Source organism: Vagococcus bubulae, assembly GCF_003950315.1.
GTDB classification, from domain to species: domain Bacteria; phylum Bacillota; class Bacilli; order Lactobacillales; family Vagococcaceae; genus Vagococcus; species Vagococcus bubulae.
On record NZ_NGJT01000012.1, the window covers coordinates 26,972 to 52,134 of the forward strand.

General features: G+C 32.4%; 26 protein-coding genes and 1 riboswitch. Of the genes, 20 read left to right on the forward strand and 6 right to left on the reverse strand.

All coding sequences use genetic code 11. The features are described 5' to 3' along the window. Positions 1–15 precede the first annotated feature (15 nt). The 10 genes from hpf (at position 16) to CBF36_RS07580 (ending at position 11,618) form a co-directional block, all read left to right on the forward strand. Positions 16–570, forward strand: a complete 555-nt coding sequence (hpf, locus tag CBF36_RS07535) for a ribosome hibernation-promoting factor, HPF/YfiA family (RefSeq protein WP_125957843.1) — start codon at positions 16–18, stop codon at positions 568–570. A 148-nt stretch (positions 571–718) separates the two neighbouring features. Further along, a complete protein-coding gene (locus CBF36_RS07540) occupies positions 719–2,608 on the forward strand; it encodes an ABC-F family ATP-binding cassette domain-containing protein (protein ID WP_125957844.1) in 1,890 nt (629 codons plus the stop codon). 24 nt (positions 2,609–2,632) lie between these two features. After that, positions 2,633–3,580 (forward strand): thymidylate synthase, encoded by a 948-nt coding sequence (locus CBF36_RS07545; RefSeq protein ID WP_125957845.1) that lies wholly within the window; start codon positions 2,633–2,635, stop codon positions 3,578–3,580. A 27-nt stretch (positions 3,581–3,607) separates the two neighbouring features. Beyond that, positions 3,608–4,102: a dihydrofolate reductase gene (locus CBF36_RS07550; RefSeq protein ID WP_125957846.1), complete on the forward strand. Its 495-nt coding sequence runs from the start codon at positions 3,608–3,610 to the stop codon at positions 4,100–4,102. Between the two features lie 185 nt (positions 4,103–4,287). Continuing rightward, entirely contained in the window at positions 4,288–6,405 is a 2,118-nt protein-coding gene (locus CBF36_RS07555) for a penicillin-binding transpeptidase domain-containing protein (RefSeq protein WP_125957847.1), read from the forward strand. A 143-nt stretch (positions 6,406–6,548) separates the two neighbouring features. Then, positions 6,549–6,698, forward strand: a complete 150-nt coding sequence (gene rpmG, locus CBF36_RS07560) for a 50S ribosomal protein L33 (RefSeq protein ID WP_071457069.1) — start codon at positions 6,549–6,551, stop codon at positions 6,696–6,698. 713 nt (positions 6,699–7,411) lie between these two features. Beyond that, positions 7,412–7,792 (forward strand): hypothetical protein, encoded by a 381-nt coding sequence (locus CBF36_RS07565; protein WP_125957848.1) that lies wholly within the window; start codon positions 7,412–7,414, stop codon positions 7,790–7,792. A 55-nt stretch (positions 7,793–7,847) separates the two neighbouring features. Continuing rightward, the gene (locus tag CBF36_RS07570; protein WP_125957849.1) at positions 7,848–8,564 is read left to right on the forward strand and encodes a gamma-glutamyl-gamma-aminobutyrate hydrolase family protein; all 717 of its coding nucleotides are present in this window, start codon (positions 7,848–7,850) and stop codon (positions 8,562–8,564) included. 162 nt (positions 8,565–8,726) lie between these two features. Further along, positions 8,727–10,088: an MFS transporter gene (locus tag CBF36_RS07575; protein WP_125957850.1), complete on the forward strand. Its 1,362-nt coding sequence runs from the start codon at positions 8,727–8,729 to the stop codon at positions 10,086–10,088. Between the two features lie 312 nt (positions 10,089–10,400). Next, positions 10,401–11,618, forward strand: a complete 1,218-nt coding sequence (locus CBF36_RS07580; protein WP_125957851.1) for a multidrug efflux MFS transporter — start codon at positions 10,401–10,403, stop codon at positions 11,616–11,618. A gap of 99 nt (positions 11,619–11,717) precedes the next feature. On the opposite strand, the gene CBF36_RS07585 is transcribed toward CBF36_RS07580, so the two are convergent. Genes CBF36_RS07585 through CBF36_RS07600 form a run of 4 tightly spaced genes read right to left on the reverse strand, consistent with a single transcriptional unit; the run spans position 11,718 to position 14,311 of the window. Further along, the gene (locus tag CBF36_RS07585; RefSeq protein WP_125957852.1) at positions 11,718–12,125 is read right to left on the reverse strand and encodes a DUF3021 family protein; all 408 of its coding nucleotides are present in this window, start codon (positions 12,123–12,125) and stop codon (positions 11,718–11,720) included. Further along, on the reverse strand, positions 12,118–12,570 hold the full coding sequence (locus tag CBF36_RS07590; protein ID WP_125957853.1) for a LytR/AlgR family response regulator transcription factor: 453 nt from the start codon (positions 12,568–12,570) through the stop codon (positions 12,118–12,120). The genes CBF36_RS07585 and CBF36_RS07590 overlap by 8 nt, the downstream gene beginning before the upstream one ends. Positions 12,571–12,575: 5 nt before the next feature. Next, a complete protein-coding gene (locus CBF36_RS07595; protein ID WP_125957854.1) occupies positions 12,576–13,442 on the reverse strand; it encodes an ABC transporter permease in 867 nt (288 codons plus the stop codon). After that, the gene (locus tag CBF36_RS07600; RefSeq protein ID WP_125957855.1) at positions 13,439–14,311 is read right to left on the reverse strand and encodes an ABC transporter ATP-binding protein; all 873 of its coding nucleotides are present in this window, start codon (positions 14,309–14,311) and stop codon (positions 13,439–13,441) included. Before CBF36_RS07600 ends, CBF36_RS07595 begins: the two co-directional genes overlap by 4 nt. A 164-nt stretch (positions 14,312–14,475) precedes the next feature. On the opposite strand from CBF36_RS07600, the gene CBF36_RS07605 reads away from it, so the two are divergent. The 3 genes from CBF36_RS07605 to CBF36_RS07615 all read left to right on the forward strand — a co-directional run bounded on the left by CBF36_RS07605 (position 14,476) and on the right by CBF36_RS07615 (position 16,972). Continuing rightward, complete coding sequence (locus tag CBF36_RS07605; protein WP_125957856.1) at positions 14,476–15,348, forward strand: CvfB family protein; 873 nt, start codon at positions 14,476–14,478, stop codon at positions 15,346–15,348. Positions 15,349–15,446: 98 nt separating this feature from the next. Next, positions 15,447–15,905: a ferric iron uptake transcriptional regulator gene (gene fur, locus CBF36_RS07610; RefSeq protein ID WP_125957857.1), complete on the forward strand. Its 459-nt coding sequence runs from the start codon at positions 15,447–15,449 to the stop codon at positions 15,903–15,905. 179 nt (positions 15,906–16,084) lie between these two features. Next, a complete protein-coding gene (locus tag CBF36_RS07615; RefSeq protein WP_125957858.1) occupies positions 16,085–16,972 on the forward strand; it encodes a hypothetical protein in 888 nt (295 codons plus the stop codon). Positions 16,973–17,016: 44 nt separating this feature from the next. On the opposite strand, the gene CBF36_RS07620 is transcribed toward CBF36_RS07615, so the two are convergent. Beyond that, on the reverse strand, positions 17,017–17,814 hold the full coding sequence (locus tag CBF36_RS07620; RefSeq protein WP_125957859.1) for a hypothetical protein: 798 nt from the start codon (positions 17,812–17,814) through the stop codon (positions 17,017–17,019). A gap of 151 nt (positions 17,815–17,965) precedes the next feature. On the opposite strand from CBF36_RS07620, the gene xerD reads away from it, so the two are divergent. The 6 genes from xerD to CBF36_RS07650 all read left to right on the forward strand — a co-directional run bounded on the left by xerD (position 17,966) and on the right by CBF36_RS07650 (position 23,846). Beyond that, positions 17,966–18,865, forward strand: a complete 900-nt coding sequence (xerD, locus tag CBF36_RS07625; protein WP_125957860.1) for a site-specific tyrosine recombinase XerD — start codon at positions 17,966–17,968, stop codon at positions 18,863–18,865. 9 nt (positions 18,866–18,874) lie between these two features. Continuing rightward, positions 18,875–19,645, forward strand: coding sequence for a segregation/condensation protein A (locus tag CBF36_RS07630; protein ID WP_125957861.1), 771 nt, complete (start codon positions 18,875–18,877; stop codon positions 19,643–19,645). Then, positions 19,626–20,216 carry an SMC-Scp complex subunit ScpB gene (gene scpB / locus CBF36_RS07635; RefSeq protein ID WP_125957862.1) on the forward strand — a complete coding sequence of 197 codons (591 nt, stop codon included), beginning with the start codon at positions 19,626–19,628 and terminating at the stop codon, positions 20,214–20,216. The genes CBF36_RS07630 and scpB overlap by 20 nt, the downstream gene beginning before the upstream one ends. 5 nt (positions 20,217–20,221) lie before the next feature. Continuing rightward, a complete protein-coding gene (locus CBF36_RS07640; protein WP_125957863.1) occupies positions 20,222–20,944 on the forward strand; it encodes a pseudouridine synthase in 723 nt (240 codons plus the stop codon). Positions 20,945–20,999: 55 nt separating this feature from the next. Beyond that, a riboswitch (FMN riboswitch) is annotated at positions 21,000–21,130 on the forward strand. 126 nt (positions 21,131–21,256) lie between these two features. After that, a complete protein-coding gene (locus tag CBF36_RS07645; RefSeq protein ID WP_125957864.1) occupies positions 21,257–21,835 on the forward strand; it encodes an ECF transporter S component in 579 nt (192 codons plus the stop codon). Between the two features lie 148 nt (positions 21,836–21,983). Beyond that, positions 21,984–23,846 (forward strand): acyltransferase family protein, encoded by a 1,863-nt coding sequence (locus CBF36_RS07650; protein ID WP_165865420.1) that lies wholly within the window; start codon positions 21,984–21,986, stop codon positions 23,844–23,846. A 38-nt stretch (positions 23,847–23,884) separates the two neighbouring features. Here CBF36_RS07650 and CBF36_RS07655 read toward each other — a convergent pair whose 3' ends face one another. Beyond that, positions 23,885–24,091, reverse strand: coding sequence for a ferredoxin (locus CBF36_RS07655; protein ID WP_125957866.1), 207 nt, complete (start codon positions 24,089–24,091; stop codon positions 23,885–23,887). A 27-nt stretch (positions 24,092–24,118) separates the two neighbouring features. On the opposite strand from CBF36_RS07655, the gene CBF36_RS07660 reads away from it, so the two are divergent. Beyond that, positions 24,119–25,162 (forward strand): YpbB family protein, encoded by a 1,044-nt coding sequence (locus CBF36_RS07660; RefSeq protein ID WP_125957867.1) that lies wholly within the window; start codon positions 24,119–24,121, stop codon positions 25,160–25,162. Position 25,163 lies beyond the last annotated feature (1 nt).

The following is a 25,163-nucleotide window of genomic DNA, read 5'->3' on the forward strand; positions in this document are numbered from 1 at the left end:
AAAGGGGTAATAGTTATGTTTAGATACAATGTAAGAGGCGAGAACATTGAAGTTACTCAAGCCATAAGAGAGTACGTGGAGAAAAAGATTGGCAAATTAGAAAAATATTTTACAAATGTGCCAGAATCAACAGCACATGTTAATTTAAAAGTTTATTCTGATAAAAATGCTAAAGTGGAAGTAACTATTCCATTACCATACTTAGTACTTAGAGCTGAAGAAACATCTCCAGATTTATACGGAAGTATTGATTTAGTGGTCGACAAATTAGAGCGACAAATTAGAAAATACAAAACAAAAATTAACCGTAAATCAAGAGAGACTGCCTTAGATGTAACCAAAGAAATGGTATTTGCTCCAAGTGAATCTACAGAAAAAGTTGACGAACCAGATTTAGAAATCGTTCGGACAAAACGTTTATCATTAAAACCTATGGATAGCGAAGAAGCAGTATTACAAATGAATATGTTAGGTCATAACTTCTTTATCTTTGAAGATGCTGAGACAAATGGGACAAGCATTGTTTACAAACGTAAAGATGGTAAATATGGTTTAATTGAAACAAATTAGATATTAGATAAGCACTTCGTAGAAAGTCGAAAAGACTTTTTACGAAGTGTTTTTACTTGTCACATATGATTGACGTGCAGTATGTCAACTTGTGAAGAAAACGTAAATCTGATAAACTGATTAGGATTAAATAGAGACGGGTGATCGAATGAAGCTGTTACGAGCAGATAATTTAGATAAAAATTACGGAACAAAACAATTATTAGATGATGTTTCTTTTTTAATAAAAGAAAAAGATCGTATTGGATTAATCGGAATTAATGGAACAGGTAAATCAACGTTGATTAAGATTTTATCAGGAAAAGATCATGCAGAAAAAGGATCGATTGATTACCCAAATGATTATAAAATTGGTTACCTCTCTCAAGATACCATCTTTTCTGAAGATATTTCAGTATTAGATGCTGTTTTTGATGATGATACACCTGTTATGAAGGCCATTCGTTCGTATGAGAAAGCATTGGTTGATTTGGCACAAGATGGAGAGAATCCAACAGTACAAAAAGCATACGAAAAAGCAGAAGAAGCAATGAATAAAGAAGATGCTTGGTTAGCTGAGACAAGTGCTAAAACCATTTTAAATAAATTAGGCATTTTATTTTTAGATAAAAAAGTATCAGAGCTCTCTGGTGGACAACAAAAACGACTAGGATTGGCACAAGTCTTAATCCAATCACCTGATTTACTTCTTTTAGATGAACCAACCAACCATTTAGATTATGAAACGATTCAATGGCTAGAGGATTACTTGAATCACTATCAAGGCTCACTCATCGTGATTACGCATGATCGCTACTTTTTAGATCGTGTGACGAATCGAATATTTGAATTAGCTGATGGAACATTACACGAATACACGGGAAATTATCAAGCTTATTTATTGCAACGAGCAGAACGTGAAGAACAAGAAAAGAAAAGTTTACACAAAAATAAACAGCTATTTAAGCAAGAACTTGCTTGGATGCGTGCTGGCGTAAAAGCTCGTGGAACGAAACAACAAGCTAGAATTAATCGTTTTAATGATTTGAAAGATAAAGTAAGTGGTTCAAGTGATAAAGGAAATTTAGAATTTTCAGCTGGAACAAAACGATTAGGTAAAAAAGTCATTGAAATAGAAAAAGCCAATTATCGTATTGAAAACAACGTTATATTAGATGACTTTGATTTATTAATTCAATCACATGAACGATTGGGGGTTACAGGAGCAAATGGTTCTGGTAAGTCTACGTTGTTAAATCTTATTTCTGGAAAAATTGCATTAGATAGTGGTGTGATTGAACTAGGTGAAACGGTCAATATTGGGTATTACACGCAAGGAAATGATCAATTAGATGAAAGCAAACGCATTATTTCATTTCTACAAGAAATTGCCGAAGAAGTGAAGCAGCAAGATGGTACAGTAATTAGTGTGACAGAGATGTTGGAGAGATTTTTATTTCCTAGACATGTTCATGGAACACTAATCAGTAAGCTGTCTGGTGGTGAGAAACGTCGTTTATACTTACTTAGCATTTTAATCCAACAACCAAATGTGTTATTATTAGATGAACCAACAAATGATTTAGATGTTGAAACATTGACTATTTTAGAAGATTATTTATCTGATTTTCAAGGGGCAGTTATTGCCGTGAGTCATGATCGGTATTTCTTAGATAAGACAATGGATAAGTTGTTAATTTTTAAAGGTCAAGGTGACATGACTACTTTTTATGGCTCAATGAGTGACTATGTTGAGCGAGTAGGCGAGCAAGAGTCAGTTGAGAAAATCAAATCAACACCAACTAAAAAAGTTGAAAAAGTAGCATCTGATGACAGTGAGAAAAAGAAATTAACCTATAAAGAAAAAATTGAATGGGAAACAATTGAAGAAGATATTGCCCAATTAGAAGCAAGCATTGAGTCACTAAATGAACAAATGTTAGACAATAGTAGTGATGCTATAAAATTACAAGATTTGCAAGCGACACTAACAACTACCGAACAAACTCTTGAAGAAAAACTTGAGAGATGGGAATATCTTAGTGAATTTGCTGATTAATAAATGATTTTTTGAGGGGTAATTATGGAAGAAGCATATTTAGAATTAGGCCGTGAGATATTAAATAAAGGTCATGAAAAGACAGATCGTACAGGTACTGGGACAAAAAGTCTTTTTGGTTACCAAATGCGTTTTGATTTAAGCCAAGGATTTCCGCTGTTGACAACCAAACGTATTCCATTTTCTTTAGTGAAAAGTGAGTTGTTATGGTTTCTTAAAGGCGATACAAACATTAAATATCTGTTAGAAAATAACAATCATATTTGGGACGAGTGGGCGTTTGAACGCTATGTTAAAAGCGAGGAATATACCGGTCCTGATATGACAGATTTTGGTCGTCGATGTTTAGTAGACGAAGAATTTAATGAAGCGTATCAAAAAGAGATGGCTTCTTTTAGAGAAAACATGCTAACGGATGATGAATTTGCTGAAAAATATGGTGAATTAGGAAATATTTATGGTTCACAGTGGCGCCGTTGGAAAACATCAACAGGAGACACCATCGACCAATTAAAAGATGTGATAGACATGATTCGAAACACACCAGATTCTAGACGGTTAATCGTGTCAGCATGGAATCCGGAAGATGTGCCATCGATGGCTTTACCACCATGTCACACGTTATTTCAATTTTATGTGGCAGATGGAAAATTAAGTTGCCAACTGTATCAACGTAGTGCAGATGTGTTTCTAGGTGTGCCGTTTAATATTGCTAGTTATGCGTTGTTGACACACTTAATTGCACATGAAACAAATTTAGAAGTTGGTGAATTTGTTCATACATTAGGGGATGCTCATTTATATAGCAACCACATAGAACAAATGAACGAACAACTCTCACGTGAGGTAAGAGAGTTGCCAACGTTATGGTTAAATAAAGAGAAAGTATCTATATTTGATTTTGAGATGGACGATATAAAAATCGAAGGATACCAGCCACATCCGAGTATTAAGGCACCGATTGCGGTGTAGGGGAAATTTGGGAGGAAATAAAGAAATATGATAGCAGCTATATGGGCTCAAGATGAGAATGGATTAATTGGGAAAGACGATAAATTACCTTGGTATTTGCCAGATGATTTACAATTTTTCAAACAAATGACGGAAAATAATACGATTGTCATGGGACGTAAAACCTTTGAAGGAATGGGTAAAAATCTATTACCTAATCGTCAAACTATCGTGTTAACATCAGACCAATCTTATGATGGAAATGGTGCGATTGTCATGCATTCGGTAGATGACGTATTGAAATACGCCGAAGAATTTGATGGGATTACCTTTATCACTGGCGGTGGTGAGATTTATAAAACGTTCTTGCCTTACACTGATGTATTATATCGTACGTTGATTCAATCAACATTTGAAGGAGATACTTATTTTCCTTATATTGATTGGGGAGAGTGGAATATCGTTAGTACCAGTGAAGGCTCTGTTAACGATGACAATCCATACCCACATGATTTTGAGACATACCAACGCCATCAATCGTAACACCAAAAGGACTGATGAATGATTTTGTTCACCAGTCTTTTTATTTAGAATAAAAGAAGAAATATTAAAAATTTTACAAAGCGTCTTTTTTTTCATTGAAAAAAATAATTAACAGTGAGATACTTTATTTTGACAGTATAATAATGGGGGTATTTTACGCGACCATTAATGAGGAGAATCAATCAATGAGCCAGAGAAATAAAGGGAAATTTTTATTCAGTAAAAACAAACAAGGGAAAAAAACGAAATCTCATGTCCCAATCAGACTAGATATTTTGTTTTTTATTGTGTTTATATTATTTACTATGTTAATTGTGAAATTATCTGATTTGCAAATTAAAAATCAAGAAAAATATAAAACAATTGTCTCAAGTGGTCAAAAGAAAATTATTGAAGAAAAAGCACCTAGAGGGTATATATATGATTCAAAAGGAAATATTTTAGTTGGAAATAAAGCCACACAAGCGATTCTCTTTACTCGTTCAGCAGGGATGAACGCAAACGATATTCGTAAAGTGAGTCAGGATATTGTGAAACTAATTGATGTGGAGCCTGACAAATTAACAGATAGAGATAAGAAAGATTATTGGTTATCTAATCCAGAAAATCTAGTTGAGGCACAAAAACGATTGACTGTTTCTGACAAAGTAAACGCGAATGGACAAGAATTATCTAATAGTGATTTGTATACGAAAACTGTTGATAAGGTGAAAGATAGTGAGATTCAGTTTAATGATGAAGAGATGAAAGAAGCCTCTATTTTTAAACGGATAAATGGTGCTGCTGCCTTGCAACCTGTCACAATAAAAAATGATAACGTGACACCTGAAGAAATTGCAAAAGTTGGAGAAAATACAGCCGCTATTTCTGGATTATCAGCAGGGACAGATTGGGAAAGAGATTATCCTGAAAAAGATCAAATTCGTTCCATTCTTGGCACAGTATCAACTGAAAAACAAGGATTACCTGAAGATGAAATTGATGATTATTTGAAAAAAGGTTATCAGAGAAATGACCGAGTGGGATTAAGCTACCTTGAAAAATCGTATGAAGACACGTTAAAAGGTAAAAAAGGCCAAGCGGAAGTTGTGACAGATAAAGATCAAAAAATTGTATCGAAAAAAGAAGTGAAAGCAAGTGAAAAAGGGGACAACTTAATGTTGACCATCAATCTTGATTTTCAACGTAAAGTAGAAGAGATTGCTAAACGAAATTTTGAATCACTGCAACAGGCTGGCAAAGCACAATATGCTCCTGGAGTTTATGTAGTAGTAACCAATCCAAACAATGGTGAAGTTCTATCAATGGTAGGACTTAGTAAAGATCCAGACACAGGCGAATTGGTGGATGATACATTAGGTACAATAAACAAAGCTTTTGTGCCAGGTTCTTCTATTAAGGCAGCAACAGTGATGGCTGGTTATGAGAATGGTATCATTAAAGGCAATCAAACCATGATTGACGAGCCGTTAGTATTTAGTGATGGATCGATTAAATCGTCTTTATTTAATCAATACTCATCTATTCCTTTAACAACTGAACAAGCGCTCGAAGTGTCTTCGAACGTTTACATGATGAAAATTGCTTTAGGTATGATGGGAGCAGAATACGTTCCAAGAATGTCTTTACCAATGGATACCAGTGTGTTTGATAAATTGAGAAAGACATATGAAGAATTTGGCTTAGGAACAAAAACAGGAATTGATATTCCACAAGAATCTGTTGGGGTATTGAATACAAATTATAAAGATAAAAACGGCAATTATATTCCTGGTATTATGGCTAGTGCCTTGGATTTATCTTTTGGTAACTATGAAGCATATACTCCTATGCAGTTAGCACAATATGTATCCACTGTAGCAAATGGTGGGACACGTTATGCTCCTCATGTTGTAAAAGGTATTTATGGGAATAGTGATAATGGTGAACTTGGTGATGAAAAAGAATTGATTCAACCTAAAGTGATGAGTAAAATTGAAGGCAGAGAAAATGAATTTGAAATTATCCAAGAAGGCATGTATCAAGTGGTTAATGGTTCAATGGGAACAGGAACTGTTTTACAAGGAGCGAGTCTTCCAATTGCGGCAAAAACAGGGACAGCGGAAACATTTGCAGTAGATCCACAAACAAATAAAACCATCTCCGTGATAAATAGTACGATTGTCGGATATGCTCCTTATAACGATCCAAAAGTTGCAGTCAGTGTGATGATTCCACAAATTAGTGATGATAACATGGCAACAAATAGATTAATCTTAAAAGAAGTCATTAATGCCTATAACGAAGAATATAATAAACAGTAAATGTGTTTTTGTATTCAAAACTGTAAAGGAGAACTCCTTAACAAATTTTCCAAAAAGACTAGAAATTTTAAATAAAACATGATATGATATTCAAGTGTCAAGTATGATACTTGAATATCTAATTTATTTCGGAGGGAAAAATAATGCGCGTAAATATTACTTTAGAATGTACAGAATGTAAAGAAAGAAATTATCTTTCAAACAAAAACAAACGTAACAATCCTGAGCGTTTAGAAGTTAAAAAATATTGTCCACGTGAACGTAAAGTTACTTTACACCGTGAAACAAAATAATTTTTTCTATTATAAGCTAGAAACCTTGTTTAGTAAAGGTTCTAGCTTTTTTTGTGCTTAAATTTACTTGGTGAGTACGGTTTGTTGGATAAATTTTGAAAACAGGATTAGTTTTAATAGACTATCTGAAGATTAAATTCTCCCCTTTTTTTGCACTTTGTTACAAGTAAATAGAAAATATTGCTCATGTTAAAAAAGGAAAATGTTATCATTAAAATAGTAGTGAATCATTAAAAAATACAATGTTCAAGTTAATTTAAAGATAAGCATAGGATAAAATAAAAATAAATTTAAAAAAGATACTGAAATACTATGTGGTTTTCATGTGGGTTATGAGTCTAATCTTTTTGATTTTAGGAATATTTTCTTTAATAAACAATCACTACTTAATTGGGATGATCGTCTTAATAGGTGATAGTTATTTATTAAAAGCCTTATTTGACTTAAATAAAGAAGTAAATCATTTTGATGACTAACTCTTTATGGTAATAAGAAAAATAGTTTTATCTTTAATAAAGGTAAAAATAGTAAATCTTTCATATAACATACTTCCTTTCTTTGATAGTTGTTTATAATTTGACTATTAAATTCTTTTTTTGTGATGTCATGATAGTATCTAATTAAACTTAAAATAAACTAAAAAAATAAAAAATAGCCACTTTATTTTAAAAATATGATATATTAAATGAAAACGTTCATTATTGGAGGTAACTATGAAAAAACGCTATTTAATCATTGTTTTATTTGGACTGTTTCTTTTAGTTGGATGCGGTAATAAAACAACAGGGGATAAAGCCTTATATGGTGAAGTGAAGAATGCTTTGATGACTAAAATTGATGGATATGACACAGAGAAGAAAAAAGAAGTCAAGGAAGACTATGGTTTGGATAAAAAGAGTCTTGATGAGCTACCATTGGCTATTTACAATATTAATGGTCGTTATGTTGGAGTAATTGAATTATCTTCAGATGATACTGAATATTTTTATTACAGTGTTAAAAAGAAAAAAATAATCACAAAATTAGATGAAAATATTGTTCCGATTGATTTTGGCTCCTTAACTCCAGTGTATAGTCAAAATGGTTTTAATTGACATTTTTTATGAATTTCCCTAAACTATTAGAAATACACATAAATGGGGGAATTTTATGAAAAAAATTATAGGGATTTCGGCTAATGAAATACTGGATGCTGGAGAAATACTACATCATCTGCCAATTTCATATTTGCCAGCTGGTTACGTTCGTGCGGTTCAAGAAGTGGGGGGAACACCTCTTGTATTACCTATAGGCAAACCCAAAGATGCAAGAACATACATAAACTTGATTGATAAATTAATTTTAACTGGTGGTCAAAATGTGTCACCATCTCTTTACACATCACATTCATCAAATGAGGAGTTATCATTATTAGAAAGAGATGTGTTTGAAATGGCACTGATTGAAGAAGCAATCAAACAGAAGAAACCTATTTTTGGTGTATGTCGTGGCATGCAGTTACTAAATGTCTTTTTAGGTGGAACACTCCATGAAGATTTAAGTTCACGTCAACCAGAACCTATAAAACATATGCAAGCCCCTGTTGATCGTTGGGTAGCAACACATGATATCTTTTTTGATAAAGAAAGTATGTTAACCCCCATATACGGAGATAAAGCAACAGTTAATTCATTTCATTTTCAAAGTGTTGATAAATTAGGAAACGAGTTAAAAGTGACAGCTAAAAGTGAGGATAATGTGATTGAATCCTTCGAATCTTCAACGAATAAGCATCGTATTCTTGGGGTACAATGGCATCCGGATTTTTCTTATGATGTTTTATCTCAAGAAAAAGAGGTTTTTGATTTTGTTGTTAATTCATTTTAAGTTTTTTTTACTTTTATTGGTTGACAAGTGATGTTTTTTTTTTTAAACTAATAAAGGAATAAATCGTACAGATAACACAAGGATGACTTGTGTCGAGAGAGAGGCGAAATTTATCTTTAGGGATAAGTTTCGTTTTTTTTATGGAAAAATGGAGGGAACTTTATGTCAGAAAAAAAATTTCATGTCAATCTAGCTGTATTAGCAACAGGTATGATGGCTTTTTCGGGAGTGCTGATAGAAACAGCAATGAACGTCACATTTCCAACGTTGATGGAGGATTTTAACATTTCAACCTCACAAGTACAATGGGTCACAACAATTTATCTATTGATGATTTCAATAGTGGTGCCACTATCATCTTATTTAATTAAAAATGTTAGTCGTCGTAAGTTGTTTACGGTTTCAAGTCTATTGTTTTTAGTCGGAGTCGCGATTGATGCATTTGCTGGTGGGTTTATGATGCTGCTTGTTGGACGAGTGTTTCAAGGGATTGCAACAGGGATTGCACTACCACTAATGTTTAATATCATTTTAACCAAAGTTCCCATGGAAAAAAGAGGGATGATGATAGGAATTGGTAATTTAACAACCTCAATTGCTCCAGCAATGGGACCAACATATGGTGGTGTACTAACAACAACACTAGATTGGACTTATATCTATAAGTTGTTGATCCCGGTTTTAATTGTATCTACATTGGTTGGTTTATATGCTATTCCAGAAGAAGACACATCAGTGAGTGATTCAATTAATGCTAAAGCAGTTCTTTATTTATCAGTGATGTTTACAGGATTATTAATGTTCTTTAGTTATTTAGAAAAACCATTAGGATGGGTAGCGTTAGTCATTGGTTTAATCAGTGCTTGGTTATTCTATAAAACGAATAAAGAAAAAACATTGCTTAATTTAGTGGTGTTTAAAAATAAACGATTTACTGTTTATTTACTGTCATTTTTAGTTTATCAAATTTTACTTTTAGGTGTATCGTTTGTGTTGCCAAACTTCATTCAAATTGTTCAAGGAGTTCCAGCATCTAATGCAGGAATGATGATGTTCCCAGGAGCATTAGTTGGGGCATTATTTGCGCCAGTATCTGGTAAAATTTTAGATAAATTAGGATTCAAAAAACCAATAGGGATAGGGATTTTATTTGCTATCTTAGGTTGGTTGATGTTAATTATGGTTATTCAAACTGGAAATATTGCGTTAATTATTCTATCTCATGTTATTTTTATGGTTGGTGTTGGTTTGTCTTATAGCAATGTCATGACAGTCGGATTATCTTCTATAAAAGAAGAGTTACAAGATGATGGGAATGCTATTTTTAGTACATTACAACAATTTATGGGAGCTATTTCAACCTCATTTGTTGCGATTGTGGTTGGATTATTCCAATCAGGAAAAAATGATTTTATTCAAGGGACAAGCACTGGATCGAAAGTTGCCTTGATTAGTCTATTCATTTTATTACTTATTAGTAGTTTTTTTGTTATTAAAACCTTTAAAGAAAAACAAAACCTCTAGGATTTCTAGAGGTTTTTTAATGTGTAGTAATTATAAAAGGTGTCTGTTTTATATAGATTAACGTTATATATTATCGTATGATATGAATAAGATGATCAAAAAAAGCATTATTTTAAACAAGTTAAGTAATCTGTAGAAACTGTTTATCTGCATTTGTCTGATAAAAACTAACATAAAATAGGTATCATCCAAATTATGTTTAAATATTAAATTTTTTTTGATAAAATAAATAATAAATGAACAATTTGCTTTCATTTAGGTGTCATTGGCGTATAATAGATAAGCATAAATGAGAGGGTGAATAATATTTCGATGAAGGTTGACTGGAAACGAAATATGTATATTGCATGGATAGGGTGTTTCTTTACTGGAGCTAGTTATAGTTTGGTTATGCCATTTATTTCAATATACATAGAACAATTAGGTGCACCAAGTAATAAAGTGGAATTTTATGCAGGATTGTCCATTAGTTTAACGGCACTTTCTGCTGCAATGGTGGCTCCTTTATGGGGAAACTTAGCAGATAGAAAAGGCCGTAAATTAATGATGATACGTGCTGCAGCTGGAATGACGATTACAATGGGATCGTTAGCGTTTGTTCCAAATGTTTTTTGGTTGTTGTTTATGAGATTTTGTAATGGCTTATTATCAGGTTATGTACCAAATGCGACAGCTATGATTGCTTCACAAGCACCACGAGATAAAAATGGGATGGCACTTGGAACACTTGCAACAGGTGCAGTGGCAGGGAGTTTGATAGGGCCATCACTTGGTGGTTTATTAGCAGAAACGGTTGGGATAAAAAATGTCTTCTTAGTAACAGGTAGTATTTTGTTTGTGACAACGTTACTAACCATCTTTTTTATTCATGAAGATTTTGAGCCAGTTGAAAAAAAGGATATGATGTCTACAAAGGATGTTTTTAAAAGTGTCAAACAGCCAAAAGTATTGATTGGATTATTTATCACAACAGCGATTATTCAAATTGGAATGACAAGTATTAGTCCTATCTTAACTTTATATGTTAGACAGCTCGGTGGAAAGACAGATAATATTTTATTTGTGAGTGGGTTGATTGTATCAGTAGCAGGGGTATCTGAGTTTTTCTCAGCGCCGTTTTTAGGGAAATTAGGAGATAGGATTGGTAGCCAATATGTGCTAATTGGAGGACTTATTTTATCCTTCTTATTTATTTTTCCCATGTCACTTGTCCAATCACCATTTCAGTTAGGTGTGTGTCGTTTTCTTTTAGGGTTTTCAACAGGGGCGTTAATGCCTTCAGTTAATACCCTAATTAGCAAAATAACACCAATGAATGGTGTTGGGCGGATATTTAGTTTTAATCAAATGTTTACGAGTTTAGGACAAGTAGCAGGACCAATGGTGGGATCTCTTGTCGCCAATGGTTTGGGATATCGTTCCGTTTTCGTTGCAACGAGTCTTTTAATTTTGATGAACATTACAATTAGTTTCTTTAACTTTAGACATCAATTATCCATTCGTGAATTGATTAATGAATTGAAACATTAAAATAAGACGATAGATTTCCAAATGTGTTTGGTTGTCTATTGTCTTTTTGATTAACCAATTAATTATGTTCATATAAGACAAAGAAAATTGAGCATCGACTCAGTTATCTCTTTTATTTGTTATGATATGGTTGATATGATCAATGGACTGTTTATTTTTAAGGAAAATACCTACATTAATAATAATATAAATAAGCAAAAAAATAATAAATGTTTGTACGATATCGGTTAATGTGTATATAGGTAGAGTTAAATAGTTAGTCAAAATAACGGTGATAAAAGTTAGTGTAAAGTGAATTGGGAAAATAGAATAATAGGATAATTTATTATTATTGAATAGTAATGTGTACCATGAAATGAAAATACTCATGATTAAATAGTGACTTACTTCATAACGAGAGATACTCGTGGGGTTATCTAGAAATAGTTTGGTCATTAAATAAAAGAACGAACCAACCCCTAAACCAATAAGGGCTAAGTGAACAAGTTGTTTTAGTAGTTTAGTCATGATTTAATAACCTCTCTTTTACATTTTTCCAGTATCTTCTACTAATCGTCAATGTTTCGTGATTGATGAGTTGCACACTCATATTACCTGACAAACTATTATCAATGTGTTTAATCGCACTTAAATTAATTAAAGAGTAGCGAGAAATTCTTTCAAAGTGTTGTTTTGGTAATTCTTTTTCTAATTGTGAGAGACTTTTTCGATAAGTTAAAGAGTGCTCTTTTAAATGGATTGTAGAAAAATCACCTAATACATCTACATAGAGTATATCAGTAACATCGATGGTATAATACCGTCCTTCAGAAGAAATCATTAATTGTTTCTGATTGAAGTGAGTAATATATTGTTCCAATTGTTTGATATTATCAGTGTACTCCATAGATTCAATTTGGACATGAATGTCTTCTTTAGATAACTGTTTGTTTTGTTTAAAGAAAATATGCACAACGATTAATTCCTTTCAGATAGAGTAGTTGCCATAATGCGTTTACTCATTAAGAATACCATACCAAGACAAGCAAAAGAAAATAAGAAAAGGACAGTCAAACTTATTAGAGAAGGACTTAATGATATCTGCCAGTCGTAATCTAAACCTAAAAATTTTTCTAGAAAGAATGATTGCTCATTGGATAAATCATTTAGCAGAGGAGTCATTAACGTATATCTAAATAAGCTCGAAGAATAGGATAAGGGAAATAAGCGAATGACGTTTCTCGCTGAATCATTTAAAGCACCTATTGGAATATAAGCGCCTGTAAGAAAACCAGATAAAGCCCCCATAATATTACCGATTGTTCTTAGCGTTGCTTCTGTTTTAATAATCGCACAAAGTAATAGATTAAAAGTTGTTGAGGTCAGAGAAGTTAAGAGCATGATTGGAAAAAGTGTTATATATTGATTAATAGACAGACTTAAAGGCTCTTTAGAGATAGCAAAGAATATGAGAACAAATAGGAAAATAAGACATTGCATGACAAGTGAAATAATAAATGAACTAAGAAAATAACCATTCAATAGATAAAAGTTTGAAGTATCAGTAATGGTGAAGTCAATAAATTTATTAGAGGCTTTATCTTGAATAAGTTGTCCCATTGCTGAAAATGAGGTTGTCAGTGCGGTAACTGATAGTAATGCACCTAACATCCATAGATTAATTAAAGTGGTCGAATGAGCTATATCTTGAAACTGAGATACGATGTTTTGTTTTATAAATAATAGATATAGAAAAAACACAATGAGTGAACCCAGCAAAGAAAAAAAGACGTTGACTGGATTGATTAAGTATAAATAAATATTTCGTTTAGCAATAGTTATCATGTTAACACCTCTTTCGTTAGTTGAATGAATACATCTGTCAATGTAATTGGTTGAAAAATAAAATCAGTTATTTGATGATGATAGTGGTTTAGTAATAGAATAGCCTCATCGTAGTTTTTAACAGGGATACCAATACCTTTATTGTTATCTAGTAGATACTGCGTTGAGGATACACTTTGTAAGAATAAGGAACGCGAAGAAGGTGTTATCCATAAGTATTGTTGACCATATGTTTCTTTTAATGAATTAGCAGAACCATGTGCGATAAGCTTTCCTTTTTGTATAATGTAAATATTATCAGCGTATTCTGCCTCTTCTAAATAGTGGGTAGTCAAAAAAATAGCAAGATTTTTAGTTTGTTGTAACTCTTTCAGGAGTTGCCAGATATCTATTCTGGATTGTGCATCCAAGCCGGCAGTTGGTTCATCTAAAAATAAAAGTGTTGGTTGATTGAGCAATGCTCTTGTAATATCGACTTTACGCTTCATTCCACCAGATAAATCACCATAACGTTTTTGAGCGAATTCAGATACTCCTGTTTGGTTCATTAATAGCATGATGGTTTTTTTAGTTACGTTTTTATACAAAGAAGCACGTATGTAGAGATTTTGCCAAACTGTCAATTGGTCATCTAAGACACTATTTTGAAAGACAACACCGATAGATGGATGTAATGCTGTATTGTAGTGAATTGTTCCAGATGTTGCTTGCTGAATGCCAGTTAATAAACTGATAGTGGTCGATTTTCCAGCTCCATTTGTTCCTAAAAATGCTGTTAATTGTCCGGCATAAATATCCATTGATAAGTGCCTTAAGGCAGTAAAGTCCCCATATGTTTTAGTTAAATCTTTAACTTCAATAAGTTTCATTGTTATCACCTCTGATACTTATGATAATGTGTAGATAAACAGAAGTGAATAGATTTAAGACAACAGGTCGAAAAAATGCGACAAGAGGTTTGCTATTAATTTTTAATAAACAGAAGAATAAACTGTGATATAATGTGAGAACAACGAAAGGATGGGCAGAATACATGAAAGATTTAATAGGTAGCGTGTGGAGTGGATTGATTATTGATGAGAACGACCAGTTATTTTTTGTTCAAAAAAATGGTGTGACGTTTCATTTAAATAAATCTGAAGGTGACTTTAAAATAGGAGATATCGTAGAAGGATTTGGTTATGAAAATCAAAAACATGACCGCATTTTTACAACAAATATTCCAGAGATTCAACAGCATAAATTTGGATTTGCCGAAGTGGTTGATTCAAGACGTGATTTAGGTGTGTTTGTTGATATTGGTTTGCCAGATAAAGAAGTGGTTGTGTCACTAGATGAATTACCAGAGATGAAGCCATTATGGCCTAAAAAAGGTGATAAATTATTGGTGAGATTGTCAGTAGATGAAAAAGCGAGACTTTGGGCTAACTTGGCGGATGATATGACGTTTTTAGCTATGTCAAAAGCAGCGGACGAAGAAACAATGAAAAATAAAAATATTACAGGTGTTGTCTATCGTTTGAAGATGGTGGGAACGTTTGTGTTTACTGATGAGCATTATGTGGCCTTTATCCATCCATCTGAGAGATACGAAGAACCTAGACTTGGACAAATTGTTGAAGGCCGAGTGATTGGCGTTCGTCCTGATGGCATGTTAAATATGTCATTAAAACCAAGAGCGTATGAAGTCATCTCATCTGATGCACAAATGATTTTAACATTTTTAGAGCGTTCTAAAGATGGAATGATTCCATTTAGTGATAAATCAACACCAGAGGAAATTAAACAAACTTTTGCGATTAGTAAAGGGCAATTTAAACGAGCATTAGGCTCATTAATGAAAGAAAAACGCATCACTCAAAAAGATGGTAAAACGTATTTAGTAAAAGATGACTCATCTAATTGAGAATAGGTTGATTTTGTACATTAGATAAATTATAATTTATATGAAGTCATTAAAGTATCTTGATGATAATAATTATAAATAAGGATGTGCAAGCTACTATGGAACAGCAAGGTCTTGCTTTGCAACGGATAAAGGATCAATTGCATGAAGCTAACTATAAGTTAACACCACAGCGTGAAGCCACAGTATTGGTGTTGTTAGAAAATGAAAAAGATCATTTATCTGCTGAGGAAATCTATATGCTCGTAAAATTAAAAACACCAGATATTGGCTTGGCGACTGTCTATCGTACGCTTGAAATGTTAACAGAATTAAGTATTTTAGATAAAGTGAATTTTAATGATGGCTTAGCAAGATATGATATGCGAAAAGAAGGAGCCAAACATTTTCACCACCATCTTTTGTGTTTAGAATGTGGAAACATTGATGAAATCGAAGAAGATTTATTAGGCGATGTTGAGAGGATAGTGGAAAATAACTATTTCTTTAAAGTAACCGATCATCGTCTAACGTTTCATGGTATTTGTCAATCTTGTCAAGAAAAATTAGAAGAATAAGAAAGAAACATGTTCTCTTAAGTTCAAGAAATTTGAATTTAGTGGAATATGTTTTTTTCATTTTCCTAAAAAAGTCATATTAAATTTATTTCATTTTTATTTTTAACCTATCTTTTTTATTGAAATTGTTTTAAACTAGTACTAACAAGAAAGAGATGTATGGTTAAAAGGAGATTTATATGACAGATATTATATTTATGACAATAGTTTTATTAATACTTCTTATTCTAATCTTTATAGTTGCTAGAATGAATTATAATAAAAAAAATCAAAATTTAAAACTAATTGAAGAAAACAAAAGCACCAGACAAAGTATTAAAGACACGTGCGAGATTATGTGTGATATCTCTCAATGTCAAATAAAGCTTGGTAATGATAAAGTTCGTTATATGACCAATGTTGAAGTCAAATTTTATTTAATGAAAAAAATAGACAAATTAAAAATGGATTTAAATGATTTGGGTTATATGGATAAATACCCTCAAATTAAGACGAAAGACAAATCTCGATACAAAAATGATTTTAAATTGTGGAGTAAGATTCATAAACTAGAAAGATATTTGAAAAAAGATGTGGATATAGCAGGAGTTAAAAAGAATGTAGATAATGTTGTCAGCTATGTTCTCCTTATTATGGAAAGAGATAATCAAGAGGACGTTCAAGCTATCCAAGGGGTATCGAAAAAAGAACGAATTAATTCGTTGAAATTTTCATTATTTATTATCAATTCGATTATTTCATTTTTTATTATTATCTTGAATTATGACTTTATTAAAGTATCCATTGATAATCTATCATTAAATGGTATTATTAATGTGATTACCCTGTTGTTCGGATTGACAGGGACTATGATTTTAGGTATTTATTATTTTGGTGGTCATGAAAAAAAAATCAAGAGAATAGGGTTATTATTTACCTATTTATTTATCTGCTCAGTGGAATTACCAATTATTACGTACGTTGTATATGGTAACGGCTTTTCTTTAACAACTACAGTGATTAGCATGCTTTTAGTTATTTACTGGATTGTTAACTACCTATTAATTTTATTAAACAATGAAAAATAAGAAAATAAAAACAAGTGAGTCTGATTAATAGATCACTTGTTTTTTTATGTGATATAAAGTGGGGCATGTTCTCTTTTTAGAAATTCATCTCGGTCTGCCACATAAAGTAACTTAAAGTTATCTGCATCAATATGAATGTATGGATTAACTAAATAATTGTCTTTTTCAAAAAAGATAATTTGTTCACTAACCAATCCTCTAACTAACTCAAATTCTATCGGCAAAATAATTTGTTTGGATAATTTTTTGGTTGTTCGATTAATTAAATTAATTTTTATGACAATCACTGGACTAAGTGGGCGTTTCTCAAAAAAGATACGCTTTGTTTGTCTATAATCAGGATTGTTTATATTGATGATGGGGCAATTAGCAGTTGTCAGTGATTGGTTATCTAAAATGACATTTAAGTCTTCTCTTGTCGCACTTGTTAGGGCGATGAGTTCAAATTCTTGATTTAGTAATCGTTTAATTTTAGCGTCTTTGCTAAAAAATTCTTGTTTAGCTAGTTCAGATAAATGTGCATCAACTCGTTCACACACGTATTTTTCAGCAATTAAGCACTCTTTAATAAATGATTGATAAAGAGGCAATGATATGAAGAAAAATCCCATCAATGAAAAAATAATTAAAAAAAGTGGTAGAGACCACCATGGCATGGATAAATCAATTATCACAAAAAATGTCAGGATGAGAGAAACAGGTATGAAAAAAATTAATGACAGATAAAAATAATTCTTTTTTTGTTGATAGATTGCATCAAATTCATCTGTATAATTTTGACTATTTATCTTTAAAAAATCTAATAGCTCGATGTTTTTATATGTTTCTTTTTTTGGAAACACATATGTTCCTCCTTCCTTTAGACCAATATGTTTATTGTATAATTTAACGATTGAAATGTCTATGTAAAATAAAAAAATTCATGTGATATTTTAAAGATAGTATTTGCCCTTAAAAACTGTTAAAATAATTACTATTGACTGGAGGCTCGTTATGAAGACATATATTGAAGAATATTTGCATTTTTTAAAGATAGAACGTGGCTTGTCGCAGAATACCATTGTTAGTTATCAACGAGATTTAAATCAATATCAAGCGTATTTACTTGAACAAAATATCTCTTCGATAGATGAGGTTGATCGGTTTGTGATTATGGATTTTTTGACTTACCTAAAAGAGTCGGGGAAATCATCTACAACCATCATTCGAATGGTATCTAGTCTGAGAAAATTTCATCAGTTTCTTCGTCAAGAACGTTATACAGAGTCAGATCCTATGCAATATATTGATACACCGAAAAAAAGACAAACGTTGCCTAAAACATTATCTATAGAAGAAGTTGAAAAAATTATAGAAGCACCTGATACAACTAGTGTATTAGGTATACGTGACCGGGCGATTTTAGAAGTGATGTATGCCACAGGACTTCGTGTGACGGAATTAATTACCTTAACTTTAAATGATTTGCATTTATCTATTGGGTTGTTAAAAACGCTTGGAAAAGGGGATAAAGAACGAATCGTTCCTTTAGGCGATCAAGCGATTTATTGGATTAATAAATATTTAGAAGAATCTAGACCAGAACTTGTGATTAAAAATAAAACCGATGTCGCAAATGATTATTTATTTTTAAATTATCAAGGGAAAGGTTTTTCAAGACAAGGGATTTGGAAAAATTTAAAAGTCTATGTGAGTCAAGCTGGGATAAACAAAGATGTGACACCACATACATTGCGTCATAGTTTTGCCACTCACTTATTAGAAAATGGGGCTGACTTGCGTATTGTACAAGAGTTGTTGGGTCATGCTGATATTTCAACAACACAAATTTACACACATATAAGTAAACAACGTTTGGCTGATGTCTATAAAGAGCATTTTCCAAGAGCGTGAGGGAAAGAAATGGAAGAATTACAGGTAAAATTAGATATTTTTGAAGGGCCGCTTGATTTATTGCTTCACTTAATCAAGACATTGGAAATTGATATTTATGATATTCCAATTGCTGAGATTACAGAACAGTATATGACGTACATTCAAACCATGCGGACACTTGATTTAGAAGTCGCGGGAGAATTTTTAGTGATGGCGGCTACTTTGATGTCAATAAAAAGTAAAATGCTGTTACCACAAGAGGTCATTGAATTAGCTGAAGACAATGAGTTTGAAGCAGTTGACCCCAGAGAGGCTTTAGTTCAGCAGTTACTTGATTATAAAAAATTTAAGTTTGTCGCAACTGTTCTAAAAGAAATGGAAACAGAACGCGGTGACTACTTTACAAAAGAAGCCACTGATTTATCGATGTATCAAAAAGAAGCAACCCCACTTGAACCAAATGAAATTACCACGATTGATTTATTTTTAGCGATACATGATGTGATGATGCGAGCTAAAGAGATGGAGCCACTAGAAACAAGTGTGGTAATGGAAGATTATACGATTGATGATCGAATTGGTTTTGTGATGTCTAAGATAAAGAAGTTATCTAGTGGAGAGTCTGTGTTATTTACAGATTTATTTACGAGTTATACCCGTTCAGAGATTGTCATGACGTTTCTAGCTATGTTAGAGTTAATAAAGAATCGACAATTAATTGTTAAGCAATCAAGTAGTGATGAGATGATTAAGATTTATAAAAAAGAAGGTACAACAGATGTTAGTTCAGAAAATTGAAGCATTATTGTTTGTTTCAGGTGAAGAAGGCATTAGCATTAGTGAGGTAAGCCATTTAACGCAAGAAACAACCGCAAATATTTATCAGGTAATTGAAGAGTTAAAAGAAAAATATAATAGCGATATGGGTAGCGCGTTGACTATTTTAGAAGTCGGCGATCGATTTATGATGACAACTAAAAAAGAGATGGCAGAGTTATTAAAAAACTATGCACAATCTTCCATTAATCAAAAATTATCCAAAATTGCCTTAGAAACTTTGGCGATTATTGCCTATAAACAACCGATTACGCGTTCAGAGATTGAACAAATTAGGGGCGTTCAAAGTTCAGGATCCATTCAACGATTAGTACATAAACAATTAATCGAAGAAAAGGGCCGAGTCGATGGACCTGGCCGAGCGATTTTATATGGGACAACGGCTTACTTTTTTGATTACTTTGGGTTAAAAAGTATGGATGATTTACCAGACATTCACGAGTTGGATGAAGAATTAGATGCAGAAGTGGAGTCAACTGATTTATTTTTTGACCGATTTAAAGAGCAGTTTGATGATAAGAAAGAAGAGTGAAATAAATGGAACGATTACAAAAAGTGATGGCACATTGTGGTGTGGCGTCAAGAAGAAAATCAGAAGAATTAATTCAAGCAGGACGTGTGACGGTTAATGGAAAGAAAGTAACAGAACTAGGTGTTAAAGTGAACCCATCAGATAAAATTGAAGTCGATGGTGTCCCAATTTATCAAGAACAACCTGTTTATTATCTATTTTATAAACCAAAAAATGTGATTTCAGCAGTATCAGATGATAAGGATCGTCCAGTAGTGAATGATTACTTTACTAGAGTACCAGAACGTATTTTTCCAGTAGGTCGTTTGGACTATGATACATCTGGTTTATTATTAATGACTAACGATGGTGAATTTGCCAATTTACTGACTCATCCAAAACATGAGATTGATAAAGTTTATGTGGCAAAAGTAAAAGGTATTGCAACAAAAGAAGAGTTAAAACCATTGCGTAATGGTGTTCGTATTGATGGACGCAAAACCTCTCCTGCAAGATTTAAAGTGCTATCAACTGATCATAGAAAAGGAACATCTGTGGTTGAACTGATTATTCACGAAGGACGCAATCATCAAGTGAAAAATATGTTGGCTGCTGTTGGATTTCCAGTAATGAAATTGAAACGTGAAAAAGTTGGGACACTTGACTTAATCGGGTTAAATCCAGGTGATTATAGAGAGTTGACAAAAAAAGAAGTTAGTCAGTTATATGTTTTGGCTAATAAAGAGTAAGTTTTTATTGATTTTTTAAATAAATAGGATATAATAAACTTATAAAAATATTAAAGGTCGTCTTCACGGGCAGGGTGTAATTCCCGACCGGTGGTTAAAGTCCACGAACTGTTTATCCTATGATAAATAGCCGATTTGGTGAAATTCCAATACCGACAGTTAGAGTCTGGAGTAAAGAAGATAGGGCTTATTTGAGTATACAATCAAGTAAACCACTGTTTTTTTGTGCGCGTAAAACGGCAAAAAAGCAGTTTTTTTGTGTGCTTAATGCAAGTCTTTTCCGGGGATGGTCCTGTATAGGGGGATTTTCTTATGAACACAGGTAAGACAGAAAAAATGGTGACATTGTCACTACTAGCGGGGATTGCGTATTTATTAATGTTTATTGAAATACCAATTTTACCAGTATTTGGTTGGCTAAAACTAGATTTTAGTGATATACCTATTTTAATTGGTACTTTTTTATATGGCCCAATTAGTGGTATTTTGGTTGCATTTATTCGTTCGACATTAAATTTTGTGACAAGCGGAGGGAATCTTGGTGCGCTAATCGGAAATGGTGCAGGATTCTTAGCAACAGTATGTTATTTGTTACCAATTTATGGTTTAATGAAAAAACAACATACAAATAAAAATTTAGTTAAAGGCATTATTTATGCAACAGTTTTGATGACCATTTTCATGAGTGTAGCAAATTATTTTGTTATTACACCATTTTATTTAAATGTACTAGGTATGGATTTTGGTATGTCAATTGCGACAATGATTCTTTACGGAATTATACCATTTAACCTAATTAAAGGAACAGCAGTTGGAGTAGCATTCTTTGTTGTTTATAAAAAAGTTATTCCAGTACTTGAAAAGAGAATAGCAAAAAAGGTTAGTAATTAAAACATAAAACAACCAGATGATGGTTGTTTTTTTATTTTTAATAAAATAATTTATAAGAAATCGTAAAAATTAGACAAATATGTTTGAAATATTTGTAAACTTAATTTAATATATGATATATATTGTTTTATTATAGAGGAGTATGAACATGCACAAAAGAAAATATATCAAAGGGATTGATGGCTTAAGGGCGATTGCAGTCATCGGGGTAATCCTATACCATTTGATGCCCCAATCGGTATCGGGAGGGTTTTTAGGGGTTCCTTTATTTTTTGTCATTTCGGGCTATTTAATGACAGACATACTCCTATTTGAGTGGGAAAACAGACAAAAAATTAAAATTAGAGATTTTTATTTTAGGCGAGTCAAGCGGATTTATCCCTCGCTCATTGTCTTATTTATTGTGACAGGAAGTGTGTTTGCGTTTATTTCTCGCAAATACCTATTGAACTTTAAAGCCATCATGGCATCAAGTTTGTTTAATGTTAATAACTGGTGGCAAATAGCAAATGGTTTCTCTTATTTTGATCGTTTTGCGAATGAATCACCCTTTACTCATCTATGGTCTTTATCAATTGAAGGTCAGTTTTACATATTTTGGCCGATTATTTTGGCGATTTTATTATATAAATTAAAAGATTATAAAAAAATAAATCAAGTTATTTTGTTTATTACGGCTCTATCAGCTGTGTTGATGATGGCCTTTTATACACCTGAATCGATTAATCGTATTTACTATGGAACGGATACTAGATTATTCTCAGTGATGTTAGGAGCATCATTAGCCTTTATATTGAGAACACATGCAGAAAAAATTGAGACCATTCATTTTTGGAAGAAATTATTTGTCTTTATTACTGGTTTAATGTTAATGATTGGATCAATGGTCATTTTTTCTGATAGTAATGCTTTTGTTTATCGTGGTGGTATGTTGCTGTTTAGTATCATTGCCACAATCGTTTTAGGTTTAATTGTTGAAGTAGAAAAATTTAGTAGTGAATTAACTAATCCCATTATTCGTTGGATAGGTTCTAGAAGTTATGAAATCTATTTATGGCAATTACCAGTTATGGTGGTTTATACAGATCAATTAAAATGGGATGGGACAAATGCTTTAATGCATGGTGTTATTCAACTTGTCCTGATTGGTGTGTTATCTGAATTGACGTATCGCTTAATTAGTCGTTTAAGACGTGTAGCGAATATGAAAGAATTATTTGAGTTAATCAAGTCACTTTTCAAAAAGAATATTCCTGTTTTAGTTATTTTATCGTTGTTTTTAGGGACATTTATTTACGGAGTAGCCGTTTCTCCATCAGGAAAGATGGATTCCGCTGTGGCTCTTCAAAAGAAATTGGAGCAAAATAAACAAGCAATCGAGCAACATAATAAAGAGCTCTCTAAAGCAAGTGATAAACCGACAGAATCGTCCACAAAAACGTCTAGTGATACAAAGACAAGCACAACAGAAACGTCTGATACTTCAACAAAAGAGTCATCAGAAGGACTTAGTCAAGCTCAAAAAGAAAGAGTTGCGAAAGTGGCTCTTGGCGCTGTGGGAGATTCTGTGTTGTTAAGTGCTGCTCCTGAATTGCAAACTTATTTTCCAAATAGTCACATTGATGCAGAAGTGGGACGTCAGTTAGTTGATAGTCAAAAAGTGTTTGATGAATTAGATAAAAACAAACAACTTGGTGATGTCGTCTTAGTTGTTTTAGGGACAAATGGTAGCTTTAAAGAAAGTGACATTGATAAAATTATGCAACGAATTGGTAATAGACAAACCTTTTTTGTAAATACATTAGTTGATAGACCATGGCAAGCATCTGTGAATGAGACATTAGTTAAGTCAACAAACAAATATGATAATGCCCATTTGATTGATTGGAAATCTTATGCAGAAGGTCATAGAGAGTGGTTTGATGAAGATGGGATTCATCTTGTTCCAGATGGTGGCGAAAAATTTAGTGAATTAGTTGCAACAGAAGTATTAAAAGTATTACCGAATTAAAAAAATCTATCAGCCTTCGATTTAGAAAGCTGATAGATTTATTTTTTTAATTCAATCGCTCGTGTAGGACACTTCTGATAAGCCGTTAAGATTTCTTCAGGTAAAGGATCTTTAAAGTTAACTTCCAATTGTTCGCTGTCTTTAAATCTTACGATACCGTTATCATAATAATCAAAGACGTCTGGTGCTTTTAGTTGGCATAGACCACAAGCAATGCATTTTTCTGGTATAATTTTACATAGCATAAAAAAACTCCTTTGAGGTGATAGTTTTTGTTCATAGAAGATGTGATATTATATTGTTTTAAATCAGGTGATGTGATGCGCTATTCTACATTGTATCATCTTTTAAAAGGTAAGAAAACAACCTCTGTTTTGAGTTATGGTAAATTGTATGCCATTTTAGATTATTTTTATTTGTTTCCAAAACTATCCAAAACGTTATTTGATTCAAGTATTCATTTTTTGGTTGAATCAGGTGATTTACACCAACTGGATGATCAGTTTGTTAAACTAACAGATAAAGGAAAAGCTAGGTCCCAAAATAGTGCCTTAAATCAATTTTCTATAAAGGGATTTGATTATTATAAATTTGATGACTTGTTCTGGCAACGTTTATTATTTATATCACAGGTTATTTCTTATAAAAGTTATCAGAACGCAGATTATCTTCCGATTGATAATGACCCTATCCATCAATTAAAAATAAAGCAGTGGCTACGCCAACATACTAGCGATACATTGGTTATAGATTTTTTTAATGAATGGAAACAGTTGATGGGGTCATTAACCCAGGAAGAACAAGACGTGTTGGTTTCCCAATTAGTAGGACATGACGTGGTGGGATACACCTTGTCTCAATTTGCTAAACAGACCAATCATGATGTGTTATATGTTTATCTGTTGTATAAAAGTTCGCTACATAAAATGATTGAGCAACTGTTATTAGGAGTAAATGATTTTCCCTTAATCTTTTCTATTTTGGCATCTATTGAAGAAGAAAGGGAAAATGATACAGTTGATGTAACTTCTTCTTTAATAGAAAAAGGTTATTCGATTGATCAAATTTCTCATATGAGACGATTAAAAGAAAGCACGATTACAGATCATTTTATCGAAATGAGTCTATCTAAAAAGGGAATGGATTTAATTGATTACGTCACAATAGATCATCAAACCAAACTAAAAGCGTACTTGGCTGATAATCCTGTATATAAATCATGGAAATTTTCTGATGTTATAAAAATAATGCCATCATTAACGTTTTATGAATTTAAATTTTATCAATTTTATTTGTTGGAAGAAGGTGACAACTAAC